General features: G+C 69.6%; 11 protein-coding genes. 5 read left to right on the forward strand and 6 right to left on the reverse strand.

Annotated elements, in window-relative coordinates; genetic code table 11:
• Positions 1-10: 10 nt before the first annotated feature.
• Together HXX10_RS04125 and HXX10_RS04130 are read right to left on the reverse strand one after the other, a co-directional pair.
• Entirely contained in the window at positions 11-1,915 is a 1,905-nt protein-coding gene (locus tag HXX10_RS04125) for a cell wall hydrolase (RefSeq protein WP_296520258.1), read from the reverse strand.
• A gap of 538 nt (positions 1,916-2,453) precedes the next feature.
• Positions 2,454-3,335 carry a YihY/virulence factor BrkB family protein gene (locus tag HXX10_RS04130; protein ID WP_296520259.1) on the reverse strand — a complete coding sequence of 294 codons (882 nt, stop codon included), beginning with the start codon at positions 3,333-3,335 and terminating at the stop codon, positions 2,454-2,456.
• 183 nt (positions 3,336-3,518) lie between these two features.
• Between HXX10_RS04130 and HXX10_RS04135 the strand changes: the two genes are divergently transcribed.
• A complete protein-coding gene (locus tag HXX10_RS04135) occupies positions 3,519-5,192 on the forward strand; it encodes an acyl-CoA dehydrogenase family protein (protein WP_296520260.1) in 1,674 nt (557 codons plus the stop codon).
• Positions 5,193-5,307: 115 nt separating this feature from the next.
• Here the strand turns inward: HXX10_RS04135 and HXX10_RS04140 are convergent, their stop codons facing one another.
• Both HXX10_RS04140 and HXX10_RS04145 read right to left on the reverse strand, forming a co-directional pair.
• Complete coding sequence (locus HXX10_RS04140) at positions 5,308-7,566, reverse strand: molybdopterin cofactor-binding domain-containing protein (protein WP_296520261.1); 2,259 nt, start codon at positions 7,564-7,566, stop codon at positions 5,308-5,310.
• A gap of 2 nt (positions 7,567-7,568) precedes the next feature.
• Positions 7,569-8,051, reverse strand: coding sequence for a (2Fe-2S)-binding protein (locus HXX10_RS04145; protein ID WP_296520262.1), 483 nt, complete (start codon positions 8,049-8,051; stop codon positions 7,569-7,571).
• A gap of 295 nt (positions 8,052-8,346) precedes the next feature.
• Between HXX10_RS04145 and HXX10_RS04150 the strand changes: the two genes are divergently transcribed.
• The 4 genes from HXX10_RS04150 (at position 8,347) to HXX10_RS04165 (ending at position 12,136) form a co-directional block, all read left to right on the forward strand.
• Positions 8,347-9,342, forward strand: a complete 996-nt coding sequence (locus HXX10_RS04150) for an ABC transporter substrate-binding protein (protein ID WP_296520263.1) — start codon at positions 8,347-8,349, stop codon at positions 9,340-9,342.
• Between the two features lie 13 nt (positions 9,343-9,355).
• Complete coding sequence (locus HXX10_RS04155; protein ID WP_296520264.1) at positions 9,356-10,198, forward strand: ABC transporter permease; 843 nt, start codon at positions 9,356-9,358, stop codon at positions 10,196-10,198.
• Positions 10,191-11,003, forward strand: coding sequence for an ABC transporter ATP-binding protein (locus HXX10_RS04160; RefSeq protein WP_296520265.1), 813 nt, complete (start codon positions 10,191-10,193; stop codon positions 11,001-11,003). The genes HXX10_RS04155 and HXX10_RS04160 overlap by 8 nt, the downstream gene beginning before the upstream one ends.
• A 125-nt stretch (positions 11,004-11,128) precedes the next feature.
• Complete coding sequence (locus HXX10_RS04165) at positions 11,129-12,136, forward strand: L,D-transpeptidase (RefSeq protein WP_296520266.1); 1,008 nt, start codon at positions 11,129-11,131, stop codon at positions 12,134-12,136.
• A 25-nt stretch (positions 12,137-12,161) separates the two neighbouring features.
• On the opposite strand, the gene HXX10_RS04170 is transcribed toward HXX10_RS04165, so the two are convergent.
• The gene (locus HXX10_RS04170) at positions 12,162-14,798 is read right to left on the reverse strand and encodes an EAL domain-containing protein (protein WP_296520267.1); all 2,637 of its coding nucleotides are present in this window, start codon (positions 14,796-14,798) and stop codon (positions 12,162-12,164) included.
• 356 nt (positions 14,799-15,154) lie between these two features.
• A complete protein-coding gene (locus HXX10_RS04175; protein ID WP_296520333.1) occupies positions 15,155-18,241 on the reverse strand; it encodes an EAL domain-containing protein in 3,087 nt (1,028 codons plus the stop codon).
• Between the last annotated feature and the right edge of the window lie 244 nt (positions 18,242-18,485).

Raw genomic sequence — 18,485 nt, forward strand, 5'->3', positions numbered from 1 at the left:
GGAGCTCGGCTCAGAGCTTGTCGGCGATCTTCTCGGCCGGCGGTGGCAGCGCGGCGTCGCCCCAGGCCGGGCGGTCGGCGCCGTCGCCCCATTTGCGCGGGCGGTAGAACGTGTGCACGCCGATCTTGTCGAGCTTGTTCATCGTGCGCACCCACCACGGACGCACCCAGTAGGCGTGGTAGTGGGTCGCCTTGCCGACGTCGGGCAGCCAGTGCTGGCCGTCGAGCGTCTCGGTGGCGACCCGCTGGGCGCGCTCCCAGGCGTCCGGCTCGGTGATCTTGTCCTTGATGCCGTCGCACGCGAAGGTGAACTGGCACGACAGGTGGCGGTGGGCGTTCTGGTAGACGACGCCGCAGACGTCGCCCGGATAGTAGCCGGAGAAGACGCGGTTCATCACCACCTGGGCGACGGCGATCTGGCCGCGGAGCGGCTCGCCACGCGACTCGAAATAGACGGCGTCGGCGAGGCAGCGCTCGGCCTTGGCGCGCTCGGTGCCGAACAGGCCGAGCCGTTCGGCCGGGCTGCGCAGCGCGCGGCCGTCGCCGGGCATCACCTCGCCCTTGCGCACGATGGTCTCGCCGCCGTCCGGATCGATGGCGGCCCGCAGCGTCGCGGGGCTGGGCGTGATCTCGTCGAGCGCGGCGAGGTCGGTGTCCGGGTCCGGCGCGATCGACACCGCGCCCGGGCTCCAGGGCTGCAGCGCGCCGCCGTCGCCGGCGAGCGGCGCGGCACCGAAATAGACATTGGCCGTCACCAGGGCCGGCGAGCCGGTCTCGCCCAGTGTCGGCACCGCGGTGTCGGGACGCGAGGTCTCGCCGTCGTGCGGCAGCGCGCCGACGGGCGGCGCATCGACGGCCGGGATCTCGACGACGGGCGCCGCGGGCGGCCCCGCCAGGTCGGCCTTCGGCGTGACGGCGCTGGGCAGCACGATCTCGGTCGAGGCGCTGGCCAGCATGAAGCTCGGCTGAGGCTCGGCCTTCGGCGCAGCCTCGATCTCGTGGATGGGCGCGGGCGCCTCGATCGTCGCTGTGGCCATGACGGCGGGCGCCGCAGCGGCGGAGGCGGTTGTGGCGGACGGCGTCGCCGTGGCGGCGACCGCCGGGGCCCGGCGGGTCCGGGCCGGACGGGCCGGCGCCGGTTCGCTGCCGAGCCAGGCCATCGACGCGGCGCTGAATGCCTCGGCGGGCAGCGGCGGCACCACGACCTCGGCCGTGACAGATGGCGTCGCCACAGGCGCGGCCGGCGTCGCCGCGGCTGCGGTGTCGGCGACGGCTGGATCGACAGCCGCGACCTGCGCTTGGGTCTGCGGCAGCGCCAAGGGCCAGCCGGTGCGGACCGTCGGAGCTGCGGAGGCCGCCGGAGCTTCGGGCTTGGGTGCTGCGTCGGGCAAGGCGGCGGCGACGGCGGGCGCCTCGGGCGCGGCGAGCGGCGTGGCGGCCGTGCGGGCTGCCTGCTCGCGGGCGACCCATTCGGCGACGGCGCGCGGAACCAGGCGGTCGCCCTTGCGGGTGCGGTTGACGGTGTCGCGGTCGAGCGCCGGCGGGCGGGCGCTCAGATCGAACAGGGCCCGCGAGGCTGTCGAGCCCGTGAGGCTGTCGCGATCGGCATCGATGTCGAGGCTGGCGACGCGGTAGCCGACCGGCTCGGGGATCGCGCTGCCGACCGGACGCGGGAAGCTGAAGGTGGCGGCGTGGAAGGTGCCCAAGGGCGACCGGGCCGGTTCGCCGGACTGCGCGCCGAGCGCGGTGCGGCTGGCGATCAGCGAGGCGAGATCCTGATAGCCGATCGAGCCCGGCACCGCCGTGAAGGTGAGCAGCGCAAACCCGAACGGCGCCACCACGGCGCCCCGAGCCTTCAGCGATGATCGCAACAGCGAGCCCAAACGGCCGTCCCCGCAGCGGCGAAGCGCACCCATGATTTACCGATCGTCACGCGAACCGGCAAAAGTGAGGTGTGCACGTTCGCAACACGTCAACCATGCTGCGTCAGCGCGGTTAACGTCGTGTAAACGAATCTGCACGTCGCACGCGTGATGACGCGCACGATCCTGCAGGCCGAGCGACGCGCGAACGCGACGCCGGTCATCTAGCCTTCGGTGTCTTGCTGAGCGATCCGATCGGAGAAGGACGATCGGAGTAATTCGCCACCGGGCGAGCGATGATGGCGACGGTCCCGAACGGCGGGCTGTCGCCATCATCGCGCCTCGGCACCCCCACACCCCCGTGCGTCGGCGGCAAGTCGATTTACCGATTTGTAACCAAAACTAAGGCGGCACTTTGGCGGGGGCTCCGGGCCCGCCCGGCGGGCTGCGCGGGCGCCGCGGCCGGTGCAGGAAGTGCCCGTGGAATCGAGCTGAATTGCGTATCCACAGGCGCGCGCTTCGGCCCTTCTACGTACTCGTCCCGATCGTTTCTCGGGCGCCGTGCCTGCGGTTGCGGTGATCCGGGCCGCTCTCACGAATCGTCTGGTGTCGGCGCCGCGCGCCCGGCGTGCGTCGCGTTGCGGCGGCGGATGATCGCCTGGTTGAGCGCCGCCCCGTACACGAAGATGCTCGCGGTCCAGTACAGGAACACGAGCGCGATCATGGCGGAGGCGAGCCCCGCATACATCGACACATAGGCGCTGGCGAACTCCGCCAGATAACGTCCGAACAGCACGCCGGTGATCAGCCACATGGCGAGCGTGACGGCGACGCCCGGCGCAATCTCGTCGAGGCTGCGCCGACCCGACGGCAGCCATTTGTGGATCAGCGTGAGCGCGACCACCAGCACGACGCTGGCGATGGCGAAGCGCGCCACCGTCAGCGACACCTCGAACTGACGGAGATTGGGAAACCACCGGACCAGCGCGCCGAAGATCAGCGGGCCGAGCACGATCAGGAAGGCGAGCGCGATCATGCCGAAGGCGCCGACCAGCACGTAGCCGATCGATTCGAGCCGCAGCAGCCACCACGGCCGCGTCTCCGCCACCTCGTAGCTGCGGTTGAGGCCGATGCGCAGGCTCTCGATGCTGCTCGACGAGAAGTAGACGGCGAGCCCCGCCCCGATGGTGAGCAGGCCGCCATGCGCCGTGGTGAGCACGCTCGAAATCTCGCTCGCGATCGGTCCCGAGACCTCCTCGGGCCAGGCCTCGAGCAGCAGCAGGGCGACCTGGTCGGCGAGGTCCTGGGTGCCGAAAAAGCCGGTCAGGGCGGTGACGAAGATCAGGAAGGGGAACAGCGACATCAGGGTCGACAGGGCGATATGGCTGGCGATCGCCCAGCCGTCGTCGCGGCTGAAAGCGAGGAAGGCGTCGACTGCGATCCGGGCCGGAAACGTTATGAATCGCAAGGACATGGCCTTAACCGGACGGGGGTCGCCGGGGGCTGCTTCGGGTTTCTTCGCAAGGCGAATTCCCTCTCCACGCAGGTGCGAAAAGATGCAATCATTAGGCGTCATGTCGATTTTTCATCAAGGGGCCATCGCGACCCTCGCGGCCTGCGCTCGGGGGCGTTCGCGATGCTGATTTCGGAGAAAACCATGTCGTTAGCCGCAAAGCGATCCGAGTCCGGCCCTGATCTCGTGGCCCTCGCCAGCCGGGCCGCCGAGGCGCTCGACGCCGTTCTGGCCGACGCCATCCTGAGCGTTAAGGCCCGGGTCGGCGCGGCCGGCACCGGGGCGCGGCTGTTCGACCGCGAGCAGCGCGCCACCCACGGCCTCGCCTGGCTCGCCACCTATGCGGAGGCGGTGCGCCAGCTCGCAGCCTACACGGCCCGGATGACGGAGGCCGGCAAGCTCGGCGAGATCGAGGAGCTGGTGGTCCGCATCGGGCTCGGCGAGTACGTCGCCCAGGTCGCCGGCGGCATCCCGATGAGCCAGGGCGAGTTCGTCCGCCCGACCGATCTCGGCCTCGCCACGGCCGATGTCCTGCGCCGCCTCGGCCCGAGCCTCGATGCGCTCGCCGGGGTCGGCAACACGCCGGAGAACCGCGCCCGCCTGGTCGAGCTGATGCGCCAGCACCACTCGTCCACGGTCGGCGACTGCGGGATCGACGACACCTACGAGCAGATCCGCGAGGAGATGCGGAAATTCGCCGACTCCGAGGTGATCCCGCACGCGCACGGCTGGCACCGCGCCAATGCCTACATCCCGATGGAGACCGTCACCCACATGGCCGAGCTCGGCGTGTTCGGCCTGACGATCCCGGAGGAGTACGGCGGCATGGGGCTCGGCAAGGAGTCGATGTGCGTCGTCTCCGAGGAGCTGTCGCGCGGATACATCGGCGTCGGCTCGCTCGGCACCCGCTCGGAGATCGCGGCCGAGCTGATCCTCGGCGGCGGCACCGACGAGCAGAAGCAGAAATGGCTGCCCAAGATCGCCTCGGGCGAGATCCTGCCGACTGCGGTGTTCACCGAGCCCAACACCGGCTCCGACCTCGCCTCGCTGCGCACCCGCGCGGTGCGCGAGGGCGACGTCTACAAGGTCAACGGCAACAAGACCTGGATCACCCATCCGGTGCGCGCCGACCTGATGACGCTGCTGGTCCGCACCAACCCGAAGGACCCCGGCTATCAGGGTCTGTCGATGCTGCTCGCCGAAAAACCGCGCGGCACCGACGCCGAGCCGTTCCCGGCGCCCGGCATGTCGGGCACCGAGATCGAGGTCCTGGGCTATCGCGGCATGAAGGAATACGAGATCGCCTTCGACGGCTTCGAGGTGCCGGTCGAGAACCTGCTCGGCGGCGTCGAGGGGCAGGGCTTCAAGCAGCTCATGCAGACGTTCGAGGCGGCCCGCATTCAAACCGCCGCCCGGGCGATCGGCGTGGCGCAGGCCGCCATGGAGGAGGCGCTCGCCTACGCCGAGACGCGGGTGCAGTTCGGCCAGCCGATCGTCGCCTTCCCGCGCGTCTCCGACAAGATCGCCATGATGGCGGCCGAGATCATGATCGCCCGCCAGATCTCCTACTTCGCCGCCAAGGAGAAGGACGAGGGCAAGCGCTGCGACCTCGAGGCCGGCATGGCGAAGCTTTTGGCCGCCCGCGTCGCCTGGGCGGCGGCCGACAACGCCGTGCAGATCCACGGCGGCAACGGCTTCGCGCTGGAGTACCGCATCTCGCGGATCCTCTGCGACGCCCGCATCCTGTCGATCTTCGAAGGCGCCGCCGAGATCCAGGCCCAGGTGATCGCCCGCCGCCTGATGGACCGGGGGAACTGAGCAGACGCGCGCACCGGGGTTCCTGGTAGGGTGCAATGAGCGCAAGCGAATTGCACCGTGAAGCGCGGACCGTTCATTCGGTTGGTTCGGCGCAATTCGCTGCGCTCATTGCGCCCTACGTCCGCGGTGTGGCCGCCTGGCCGCCGAGCGCGGCCTTCACCCGCTCGGGCGTGAACGGCACGGTGCGCAGCCGCGCGCCGGTGGCGTCGAACACCGCATTGGCGAGCGCGGCGCCGACCGGCGCGCAGGCCGCCTCGCCGGCGCCGAGCGGCGGATCGGTCGGCCGGTCGATCAGCACGATGTCGAGCTTCGGCACGTCCGAGAAGGTCAAGAGCGGATAGCTCGACCAGTCCGTGCTGGTGACGCGCTTCTGGTCGAACCGCACCTCCTCCATCAGCACGCGGCTCAGCGTCTGCAGGATGCTGCCCTCGACCTGGGCGCGCACGCCGTCCGGATTGATGATCTGCCCGCAGTCGTGCGCGCAGGCGACGCGCTCGACCTTGATGGCGCCGCTCGACCGCTCGACCGCCACGTCCATGCCGATCGCCACATGCGCCTCCTCGTGCTTGTAGTGGATATAGGCGATGCCGCGCCCGCGGCCGACCGGTGCGTCACGGCCGGGACCGGGCGAGGGACGTGCCTGCCAGCTCATCATCTGGGCGACCTGCTCGACCACGGCGATGCCGCGCGGGTTGGTCAGCCCCTGCAGCCGCAGCGCCAGCGGGTCGAGCCCCGCCGCGGCGGCGAGCTCGTCCAGGAAGCTCTCGACCGCGAAGCAATTGGCCGGCTTGCCGGGCGAGCGCAGCGGCGCCGGGCGCAGCGGCGATGTCTTCAGCCAGTGGGCCACCACCTGCACGCGGTCGGTCCGGTAGGGCGGATCGCCGTTCTGCGCGATCTGCCCGGAGTTGAGGCCGGGCATCTGGTCGAGGCCGGCGGCCTCCGGCGCCAGCAGCGGGATGCTGGGCAGCCCGCGGGTGTTTTCGGGAATCCACATGTCGGTGCGCCAGTCGCGGATCTTTCCTGCCGCGTCGATCGCGCCGGCGATGTCGATGAGCTGGGCGGGGCCCTTGGGGTCCCAGCCGAGTTCGTCCTCACGCGACCACTGCACCCGCACCGGCGCCCCGACCGCGCGCGACAGCACGGCGGCGTCGGCGGCCGCGTCCTCGTGGCCGTTCATGCCGTAGCAGCCGGCGCCGTCCAGGTAGATCAGCCGCACCTTGTCCTTCGGAAGCTTCAAGAAGCGAGCGAAGGTGTCCTGGTTGCCGTGGGTTCCCTGCGAGGCGGTCCACACCGTGGCGCTGTCGGGTTTGACGTCGGCGACCGCGCAGGACGGGCCGATCGAGGCATGGCTCTGCATCGGCCAGAAATAGGTCGCCTGCAGCGTCTTGGCGCCGTCGGGGCGTGGCGCCTCGGCGCCCTTGGTCACCAGCACCTGCTCGGTGGCGCCGGGCGACGCCTTGAGGACTGCCGGGAGCTGGTCCTGCGCCGGCAGGCCGGAGCCTTCCGTCCACTGGGCCTTCAGGGCGCGCGCCGCCTTGACGGCGGTCCATTCGTCCGCCGCGACGACGGCGAGGAAATCCTTGATGTGCACTACGCGCACGCCGGCGAGGCCCGCCACCGAGGCTTCGTCGACCGCGACCAGATGCGCCCCGAGCGCGGGCGGCCGGATCATGCGGGCATGCAGCATGCCGGGCACCGCGAAGTCGTGCACATAGGTGAGCGTGCCGGTGCATTTTGCCGGTACGTCGGGCCGCGGCAAGGGCTTGCCGACCAGCGTGTAGGTCGCCGGGTCCCTCACGGGCGCCTTCGGGTCGAGCTTCAGATCGAAGCGCTTGCCGCCGATCAGCTCGGCGAAGCCGAGGCCGGTGCCGCCGGCCTTCGGCCGCACCGCGCCGCCCTCGGCGACGAGCGTCTCGGCCGGCACCCCGAGCCGCTGCGCGGCGATCTCCACCAGCGCCTTGCGGGCCGTGGCTGCCGCCTGGCGGATCTGCATGCCGCCGCGGGCGATGCCGTAGGAGCCGGCGGTGCGGCCCTGGTCGGGCGTCAGCGCGGTGTCGCCCTCGATATAGGTGATCTTGTCGAGGCCGATGCCGAGCTCCTCGGCGGCGATCTGCGGGATGGCGACGCGCAGGCCCTGGCCGAGATCGACCTTGCCGCACCACACCGTGACGGTGCCGTCGCCGTTGACGGCCAGATACGCATCGACCTCCTTGGGATCGAGCACGCGGGCGGGCGCGGCGGCCTGGGCCGCGCCTTGCGCCAGCACGGCGATGGGTTCGAGCCGGCCGCCGCCGAGGACGAAGCCGACCGTGAGGGCGCCGCCTTTCAGCAGCGCGCGGCGGGAGACGTTTGGCGCGATTTGCGACGTGGTCATGATCAGCCCCCCTGTCCGGCTTGTCCCGTCTGGCCCGAGGCGGCCAGCACGGCGCGCACCACCCGCACATGGGTGCCGCAGCGGCAGAGATTGCCGTCGAGCGCGGCGCGGATGTCCGCCTCGCTCGGCTTCGGCGTCTCGCGCAGCAGCGCCGCGGCGCTGACGATCATGCCGCTGGTGCAGTAGCCGCATTGCGGCACCTGCGCCGCAATGAAGGCGGCCTGCAGGGGATGCGGCGCCGCCGGCGTCCCCAGCCCTTCCAGCGTGGTGATCGACTTGCCCGCCGTCTCGGCCACGGTCGCCCGGCAGGACGGCATCGCCTTGCCGTCGACCAGCACGTTGCAGGCGCCGCACTGGCCGAGGCCGCAGCCGAACTTTGTCGCAGTCAGGCCGAGGCCGCGCAGCGCATAGAGCAGGGGCTGGTCGGGATCCGCGGATTCGATGGTCCGCGAGGTTCCGTTCAATCGGATCTCGTAGCGGGGCATGGCGGCCTCCTGGGCGGCACGCGAGACCGCGGCGCCTTCGTGTGCGGTGTGCGGGCGGATCGTAGCGGCTCATTTTGTCATCGCCACCGTGGCGGGGCGCACGATGGGTCGCGGGCGATCACATTGCAGCGACGACGGCGTGGCTGACGACGCGTGGCTGTGGTTGCGTTGTCGGCTCGGCTCGTACCGTCGGCAGCTCATAAGCCAGACGGAATATTCCATGATTTAATTCGAATGGCAGAGGGGGCCGCATTGCGACAAGATGGCGGTGCCGGGCCGTCACCAGGAGTCGTCGATGCTGCGCCATCCGAAACTCGACCGCAGAATGTTTGCGGCCCTCGCCGGCGCCGCGGCGCTTCTGCTCGCGACACCGGCCGTGCAGGCCCAGACCGCAGCGGCGCCCACGACGCTGCGCATCTCCACCTTCAAGGGCCAGCCGCACTACGCCAGCTCCTACATGCTGGCCAAGGTGGCGCCGCCCAACGTCAAGATCGACCTTCTGGAGGTTGCGACCTCGGCGGAGGCCATGGATGCGCTCCTCACCGGCAACATCGACGCCGCCTATCTGGGCCTCGTCACCTCGGTGCTGGCGGTGGCGCAGGACCGGCCCGTCGCCGTGATCGCCGCGGTCAGCTCCAAGGGCGGCCGCATCGTCGCCCGCAAGGGCTCCGGCATCGCCGCCGTGAAGGACCTCAAGGGCAAAACCGTCGCGGTGTCGAAGGCGACCCAGACCGACATCATGATGCGCGAGCTGTTGCAGAAGGCCGGGCTCGAGGCCGGCAAGGACGTCGAGTTCGTGCTGCTGCCGACCAATGCGCATGTCGAGGCGCTGGCGTCCGGTCGCATCGACGTCGCCGCCACCACCGAGCCGGCCGGCTCGATCATGCTGTCCATGGGGGTCGGCACCGACATCGCGCCGGACCTCTACGAGACCTCGACCGGCAAGGTCGGCATCGTCCTGGCGGTGTCCCGCGCCACCATCGAGAAGGATCCGGCGAAAGTGCAGCTCATCGCCGACCTGCACGCCAAGGCGACCGCCTGGGTGCAGAGCCATCCCGACGAGACGGCCGCGGAGCTGGCGAAGATTCTTCGTCAGAAGGAGGACGTGGTGCGGCTCGCCATGACCAACAGCGCGCTGTCGATCGACATCGACGACGCGTTCAAGCAGCAGACCGCGACGCTGATCGACCAGCTCATCAAGATCAAGTATCTCGACCGGAGTGTCGCCGTCGACAAGGTGTTCGACCTGCGCTTCCTCGACAAGGCGCGCGCCGCCGCCGAAGCGAAGTGATGGAGGCCGCGTGATGACGGTGGCGGTCCAGGACGGCGCGCCGGCCCGCGGCGCTCCGGTTCCGGCCCGCAAGGCCGGCGCCGTGCGCCGGCTGCTCACCACGCTGCTCGTCTATCTGGTGATGCCGGTCGGCCTGCTGACGGCCTGGCAGGTCGCCTCCGAGCTCGGTTGGGTCTCGGCCTATCTGCTGCCGCCGCCGAGCCGCGCCGCCGTAGGATTCTGGGAGATCGCCACCGACGGTACGCTGTGGACGCACGTCAAGGCCAGCCTGTTCCGCAGCATCGCGGGTTTTCTCATCGCCACCTCGATCGCCGTGCCGCTCGGCGTCGTCGTCGGCTGGTCGCCGCTGTTCCGAAAGCTCTCGCACATCACGTTGCTGCTGTTGATCCCGATCCCGATCACGGCGTGGATCTCGATCGCCATCGTGTGGTTCGGCATCGGCGACGCCTCGGCCGTGTTCCTGGTGGCGCTCGGCGCCGCCGTGCCGATCCTGATCAACACCGTCCACGGCGTCGAATGGGTCGAGCCCGTGTATATCGAGGCGGCCCGCATGCTCGGCACCGGGCCGCGCCAGATTCTCTGGCGCATCGTGCTGCCGGCGGCGCTGCCCAACATCTTCACCGGGCTGCGGCTGGGCCTGCGTAACTCTTGGGCCGGCCTGGTGGTCGCCGAGATGATCGGCGCCAAATCCGGCGTCGGCTATCTGATCTGGGACGCCCGGCTGATGATGCGCTCCGATCTGGTCATCGTCGGCATGCTGATGGTCGGCGTGCTCGGCCTCGTGTCGGACCAGACGATGAGCCGCGCCGGCCGAAGGCTGCTGCGCTGGCACGAAGGGCTGTCGCGCAATGACTGACCGCGAGCAGCCGGCCAAGATCCGCGCCGAAGGCATCGCCAAGACGTTCGCGTCGGACGGCCGCGAGGTGGTGGCGCTGCAGCCCGTCGATCTCGCCGTGAAGGACGGCGAGTTCGTCTGCATTCTCGGGCCCAGCGGCTGCGGCAAGAGCACGCTGCTGCGCATCGTCGCCGGCCTGATCGCGGCGAGCGCCGGCACCGTGACGATGGACGGGCGGACCATCACCGGCCCCGGCCCGGAGCGTGGCCTGGTGTTCCAGGAATACGCGCTGTTTCCCTGGCTCACCGTGATGCAGAACATCATGTACGGGCCGACCGTGCGTGGCCTCGGCCGGCGCGAGGCGGAGAAGCGGGCGCGCGCCCAGATCGCCCGCGTCGGGCTCGACGGCTTCGAGCAGCATTTCCCGCGCCAGCTCTCCGGCGGCATGAAGCAGCGTGTCGGCATCGCCAGGGTGTGGGCGAACCAGCCCGACGTGATGCTGATGGACGAGCCGTTCGGCGCCCTCGACGCCATCACGCGCAACATCCTGCAGCGCGACCTCTTGAAGCTCTGGCTCGAGGAGCGTCATACCGTGATCTTCGTCACCCACAGCGTCGACGAGGCGATCTTTCTGGCCGACCGCGTGGTGGTGATGTCGGCGCGGCCCGGCCGCATCACCGCGATCGTGCCGGTCGAGGCGCCGCGTCCGCGCGACTTGTTGGCGCCGGAGGCGATCGCGCTGAAGGCCGAGCTGACCAAGCTGGTCGAGGACCAGGTGATGGGCGCCCGCGGCGAGCCGAGCCGGCTGCGCGAATACGTGAGCTGAGCCTGAGGCGAGCCGCTCCCGGCCGGTTGGCGCGGCGCGGTCGGCCGTGGCATTGTCCCCGGTGAATCGATACCGTCCCGGCCGGCGCCGATCGACGCCGCATCGGCCATCGTCCCGGAGGACCCATGCTGAACCGCCGTCGTGTCCTTTACGCTGCGACCGGGCTGACGCTGATCGGCGGCCTCGCCGCGGTCGTGCGTGCCCAGGAGGTCGTCAAGGACGCCCGCGACCTGAAGCCCGGCGAGTTCACCTGGGATCCGGCGCGCTCGCCCGACGGGCCGGTCGCCGTCATCGTCTCGATCCCGGACCAGCGCGTGCACGTCTATCGCAACGGCATCCGCATCGCGGTGTCGACCTGCTCGACCGGCAAGCCGGGCCACGAGACGCCGACCGGCGTGTTCACCATCCTGGAGAAGGACAAGAACCACCATTCGTCGACCTACGACAACGCGCCGATGCCCAACATGAACCGGCTGACCTGGCAGGGCGTCGCGCTGCATGCCGGCAACCTGCCGGGCTATCCGGCCTCGCACGGCTGCGTGCGGCTGCCGGTCGAGTTTTCCAGGCGTCTGTTCGACGTCACCCATGTCGGGACGCCGGTGATTCTCGCCGGCGCACACGGCGATCCGGCCCAGCTCGTCCATCCGGGGCTGGTGCTGTCGGACGTCGCCAAGGAGGAGTTCGAGAAGAAGGTCGCCGAGCTCGGCGCCAAGCAGCATCCCAAGGACTGGCCGGAGGCCGCGCCCGGTGCGCCGCGCGAAATGTTCGCCAGCGTGGTGGTGACGCGGGCCGACCGGCGGGTGAGGCTGTTCGCCGACGGCGAGGTCGTCGCCGAAGGCGAGGCGATCATCGAGGCACCCGACCGTCCGCTCGGCTCGCATGTCTATGTGCTGGACGGCGGCCGCGACGGCGTCGCCGGCCTGGTCTGGCACGCCTTCGCCCACACGTCCGATATGGCCGCCGAGCTCGCCGATGTCGGCGCGCTGCATCGCGTCCGCACCCCGCCGGCGCTCGATGCGGCGATCCATGCCCACATGCATCCCGGCATGATCATGGTGCTGAGCGACCAGACGGGGCATCCCGACACGGTCTCGGCCAAGGATTTCGTCGTGATGGCGCAGGACGAGGGATGACGGCACCGGGTCGCGCAGGCCTGCGCTACCCTCTCGCCCCCGCCGATACCTGAAGCGATCCGGCGCGCCTCATGGTGCGGCCGATCTCCGCGGCGGGCACCGGCCGGCCGAAATAGTACCCTTGCGCCTGCGACACGCCGGCGAGGCACAACAGCTCGAGCTGGCCGTGCGTCTCGATGCCTTCCGCCAGGACCGTCATGCCGAGACTCCGACCGAGCGTGGCCGCCGCGCAGATGATCGCCATGCAGTCCGATCGGCTCAGGACATCCTGGGTGAAGGACCGGTCGATCTTCAGCTTGTCGAACGGGAACATGGTCAGATAGCCGAGCGACGAGTAGCCGGTGCCGAAGTCGTCAAGGGCGACGGAGATTCCGGCCTCCTTCAGGCGGCGCAGCATCGACAGATTGTTCTCCTCGTTGTCCAGGAGAACGCTCTCGGTGATCTCGATCTCCAGGCGCTCCGGCGCCATGCCGGTGTCGGCCAGCGCCTGCATGATCGCGTCGGGCAGGGTCGCACTGCGGAACTGGACCGCCGAGATGTTGACGGCGAGCTTCACGCAGGCCGGCCACGTCGCCGCCTCGATGCAGGCCGTCTTCAGGATCCAGTCTCCCAGCGGCACGATCAGCCCGGTCTGCTCGGCGAGCGGAATGAACTGGTCGGGCGGGACGAGGCCGCGCTCGGGATGCATCCAGCGCACCAGCGCCTCGACCCCGCAGACGGCGCCGCTGACGAGGTCGACGAGCGGCTGGTAGTGGAGAACGAACTCGTCGTCCTCGATCGCCTGGCGGAGGTCGGTCCTCAGCCGGTGGCGCGTCTCCACCCGCTCCATCATCGCCTTGTCGAAGAAGCAGTAACCGCTTCGACCCTGCTCCTTGGCCTGGTAGAGCGCGAGATCGGCCTTTTTCAAGAGATCGATCGACTCGTCCGCCGGATCGGTCGCGATCACCAGCCCGACGCTCGCGCCGATCGCCACCTTGTGATCATCGATGGCGTAAGGCTCCGCGACGGCCGCGATGATGCGATCGGCCAGCGCGACCGCGTCCGCGTGAATCGCGGTGAGGTCCCGGGTGCGCAGATTGCATTCGAACGGGGGCGGCCGAAGGATCGCGAACTCGTCCCCGCCGAGCCGGGCGATGGTGTCCTCGGCCCGGATGCACGCCCGCAAACGTTCGGCGGTCGTCTTCAGGAGAAGGTCGCCGGCGGCGTGCCCGAGCGAATCGTTCACCTCCTTGAAGCGGTCGAGGTCGACCATGACGACGGTCACGGGCCGGTCGAGCGTGCGCGCCCGGGTCTGCTCCTCGTGCAGGCGCTCGAGAAAGTTCGCGCGGTTCGCCGTGCCGGTCAGCGGATCGCACCGGGCGAGGAACTCGATCCGGCCTTCATAGCGCCGTCGATCGGTGACGTCCTCGTGCGTCTCCAGCCAGCCGCCGTAGGAGAGAGGCTGCCGGCTCACCTTGACGAAGCGGTCGTCGTCCAGCTCGCTGACCAGGCAGGCGGGGTCCGATACAGGTCCGTCGTCGCGCGACAGAAGCCGGGCGTCCGGCATCTCCGAAACGACGCGGTCGCGGCGTGCTTCGTCGATCATCGTGCGATGGGCTCCGCGGACGAACGCCGCCGGGAAACCGTAGATCTGGAGGAATCGCTCGTTGCACAATCTCAGGAAGCCGGCGCCGTCGAACATGCAGAGGCCGTGCGACATGTTGTCGAGGGCGGCGTTGAGGGCCAGGTTCGCCTCGGCCAGATCCGCGCGCGACCGGGACAGCACGGTGAACTGGCGCGCCAGGATCATCAGGAGAACGACGAGGCAGACGACGAAGCCCAGGGCGCCCAGGGCCGTGATGGTGGATCGCGACTGCCAGTTCGCGAGGATGCTAGCCTCGGGAACCGTGATGGACACCACCAGAGGATAGTTCCCGGCCGGTTGGACCGAGATCCAGCGAACTGAATCGTCGAACAGGCCCGACGCCCGGAAGCTGCCGCCTCGCTGCGCCACCGTGGCGTGCCAGGGGTCCATCGGCGGGATCGTCCTGCTCGCCGATTCGGGCGGGGCCGGGAGGCGGAAGATCAGGCTTCCGTCCTGGTGTGCCAGCGAGAATGTCTGGTTTCGCAGAAATCCGGCGGCCCGATAGGTGCGTTCCAGGTAGCGCGTCGCGAGGCTGAGGAAGACCACGCCGCGGAAGCTGCGGTCGTGTCCGTTGATGCGCCGCGCGAAGACGATCACGGGTTCGCCGGTGAACCGGCTGTCGAGCGGCAGCGAGACGCTCAGGCGGTCGTCGTCGTTGGCCACGAGGTCTTGGAAATACTGCCGGTCCGCCATGTTGAGGGGCGTGGGAGACACATGGGTCGAGACCACCACGGTGCCCTCGCTGTCGGTGACCGACAGATGATTGGCATTGGGGATGCGCATCAGGGTGGCGAGCAGCGAACCACGCAGCGTGTAGCGGCGCTCCGGCGTGAAGTGCTGGCGGAACTCCTGGTCCGAATAGACGTCGAGGCTCTCGGCCAGCGTCTGGTAGTCCCTCAGGATGTTGTCGATCGCCTGGACGACCTGCTCGATCTGCCCGGCCAGGAAGATGGCGCTGTTGCGGTCGCTTCGGATCGCGTCGGCGATGTCGTCGTTCCGGTTCTGCCAGATCGACAGGGTGACGGCGCCCGTCGCCATCGCGCAGACGGCCAGAGCGACGATGAAAATGGATCGAAATGGAAATAAGCCGGTCAAATCTGAACCTCGGCGTGAGCCAAGAGGGCGGACCGTATCGGGAAAAGATTACGATCGGCATAATCCGCACGGCAGGCGGATTGCGCTCTCCACGCAGCCGTCTTCTTCGAATAAGACGCGGGTGCTCCCTCGATCGGCGCCATCTCGACCAGTCGGTTCGGGTGATGTCTTCGTGAAGGCTCGCGTTGCCCGTGATCTGATCACGAGGGTCGCCACCGATGCCGTCATCCTTTGCGCAGACCGCCGGAGCGGCCGGTCGGCACCACCGGCACGGGAGGGCATCGGGGTGGGGATTCGCCTCAGCCGGCCGCGGCGCTGCGGTTGTCCGCCAGCAGAGCGGCGGCTGCGGCGGCCGGCATGGCGCGGCCGAACAGATAGCCCTGGCCGAGCGTGCAGCCGATCGCGCGCAGGATCTCGTGCTGGGCGGTGGTCTCGATGCCTTCCGCGATGGTGCTCATGCCGAGGCCGGCGGCGAGCTCGGAAACGCCGCGCGTGATGGTCAGGCAGTCGACGTCGAAAGGCAGCTCGCTGATGAAGGAGCGGTCGATCTTGATCTTGTCGAAGGGGAAGCGGCGCAGATAGCCGATCGACGAGTAGCCGGTGCCGAAATCGTCCATGGCGATGCGCACGCCGAGGCCGCGCAGGGCATGCAGGGTGGCGAGGTTGGCGTCGTTGTCCTCGAGCAGCACCGTCTCGGTGATCTCGAGCTCGATCCGGGCCGGGTCGAGGCCGCTGTCGGCGATCACGCTGCGGACCGTCTGGACGATGTCGCCGGTGCGGAACTGGATCGGCGAGAGATTGATGGCGATCTTGACCGGGTCCGGCCAGCGCGCCGCGTCGGCGCAGGCTTGCTGCAGCACCCATTCGCCGAGAGGGACGATCAGGCCGATATTCTCGGCGAGCGGGATGAACTCCGCCGGCGAGACGGCGCCCCGCTCCGGATGGTGCCAGCGCAGCAGCGCCTCGAAGCCCTGAATCTCGCCGCTGCGCAGATCGACCCAGGGCTGGTAGTGGACCTCGAACTGGCGCTGCTCGAAGGCGGCCCGCATATGCACCTCGAGGGCGCGCCGCGCCCTCAGCTCGGCATCCATCTCGGGTTCGAAGAAGCAGTGGCTGCGGCGGCCGCGCGCCTTCGCCCGGTAGAGCGCCATGTCGGCGTGGTTCAGCAGGTCGTCCGGCGCGCCGCCGTCCTCCATCGTGGTGGCGATGCCGACGCTCGGCGTCACCGTGATCGCGTGCCCGTCGAGCAGATACGGTGCGCTGATCACCGCGATCAGCCGCTCCGCCAGGATCTGAGCGTCGGCCGGGCCGGCGATCCCGTCCTGGATCACGGCGAACTCGTCGCCGCCGGTCCGGGCCGCCGTGTCCCGCTCGCGGACGCAGTGCCGCAGCCGCTGCGCCACCAGCTTGAGCAGCTCGTCGCCGAACGGATGGCCGAGCGTGTCGTTGACGTCCTTGAAGCCGTCGAGATCGATGCAGATCAGCGCGATGCCCTCGCCGGGATCGCGCGGCCGCTCGAGCGCCTGCTCCAGCCGCGCCCGGAACAGCGTCCGGTTGGCGAGCTCGGTGAGCCCGTCGTAGTGGGCGAGACGGCGGATATGGGCCTCGTCGTGCCAGCGCTGGGTGATGTCGATCAGGGCGGTCAGCTTGGCCGGCCGGCCCTCGTAGGAGAGGAGCCGCGTGAAGGCCTGGGTGAGGATCTCGCTGCCGTCGGCGCGCCGGTGGCGCCAGACCCGCTCGCCGCGGGACGGCTTCAGCGACCGCGCGGCGGAGCGGACCTCGTCGTGGTCGGCGACGTCGCGGAGATCCAGCACCGACATCGAGAGAAACTGCTCGCGGCTGTAGCCGTAGTGTTGCACGGCGGCATCGTTGACGGCGAGGAACCTCAGGGTTTCCACGTCCATCACCCACATGGGCACCGGATTGCTGTCGAACATCAGGCGGAACGACTGCTCGCTGCGCTTGAGCTCGGTGATGTCGATGCGAATGCCGATCGACCCGCCATCGCTGGTCCGGCGCTCCTCGACCTGGAGCCAGCGGTCGTCGGGCAGGTGCTGCTCGTGGCTGCCCACATGGGCCTGGAAGCTGGCCATCCGCTCGGCGAGCCATTCCTCCTCGCGGCCGACCGCGGAGGGGACGAGGCTGGCCTGAAGGCGCGCCCGCAGCCTGTCCTCCAGCCGCAGGCCGGGCTCGAGCGGCAGCGGATTGCCGCCATAGATGTCTTCGTAGCGCCGGTTCCACAGGACGAACCGGTCCTCGGCATCGAAGAAGGCGAGGCCGACCGGCACCGCCTCGATGGCCTCGCGCAGGCGCGCATGGGCGGCCCGGGCCTCCTCGGAGGCGCGTTCGGCCTCGGCTCGGGCGGCGACGAGAGCCTGCTCGCGCTTGCGGCTGTCGCCGACCAGGGCTTGCAGGGACCGCGACAGCGAGTCGACCTCGGCATAGCCGCGGACCGCCGGCAGGTCGATGTCGGGGGTCCGGCGTGCCGCCTCGGCCCCGACCGTCAGGGTCGTGAGGGGGGCGGCGATGCGGCGCGCCATCGCGAGGCCCAACAGCATGGCCGCCACCAGCGCCAAGGCGGAGATCAGAACGCTGCGGCCGATCTGGCTGTCGACGCGGGCCAGCACCTTGGTGCGGTCGACGGCGACGACGATGCGGGCGCCTGACTCCGGTATCTGCATGAAGCCGAAGATCTGTGGTCGCCCGTCGAGCGCCGTACCGTCGATCCAGCCTTCACGGTCCTGGATCATGGTCTGCAGGAGCTCGCGGTCGAGGTCGAGGGCGGGACCGGACTCGGGGCGGTCCGGATAGCGCGCCATCACGGTGCCGGCGGAGTCGGTCAGCCAGAACGTCATGTCGGACTGGTCAGGGAGCTGGCGGGCGAAATCGGTCAGCCAGGTCGGCAGCAGGGTGGCGCCGAGCAGCCGGGTGACGATTCCGTTGGCGTCGAGAATCGGCACGATGACGAGGCTGACCGGAGCGCCCGTCACCCGGCTGCTGATGTAGTCGCTGACGACCAGGCGCTTCTCGGCCATGGCCCTGCGGAAATAGAGCCGGTCGGACACGTCGAGTCCGACTCCGGCGGGCGCGGTGTTGCAGACGATCCTGCCGTTGATGTCGATCACCGACAGGCCTTCGGTCCACTGCCGGTTCCGCTCGACCTCGAGGAGAAAGCGGATGCAGCTCTGGGTCGAGCCGTGCGTCACCTCGGGCACGAAGGCGGCGACCTGAAGCAGGGTCCGAGACTCGAGCAGCAGATCTCTGTAGCGAGCCGCGGCGCGGCGGGCGAGGCTCTCGACCTGGCGCCCGGCGGTGTCGATCTCGTGGACGCGGTCGCGATGGAACCCGACCGCCATGGCCGCGATCAACGGCAGCACGGCCACCATGATCACGCCCAGCAATCGGATTCGAACGCCCGAGAAGCGACGGGTCGTTCTGGTCGCGCAGCTTGTCATCCTACACCCCGCCTCCGGTGCCATGATGGCGTGGGCGCCCTGCAACCCACCTTAATGGTTGCGGCTAATCATTGGTAAATCTGGTTATGTTTGACAATCAGTTGTCTCGATCGTCGGGCGAGCACCCGATCCTCGGGCCGGGTTGACGGCCGGCGGGGTCGGCCTATCCTGATCA

The sequence above is a fragment of the Rhodoplanes sp. genome (assembly GCF_013377085.1).
GTDB lineage: Bacteria > Pseudomonadota > Alphaproteobacteria > Rhizobiales > Xanthobacteraceae > Rhodoplanes.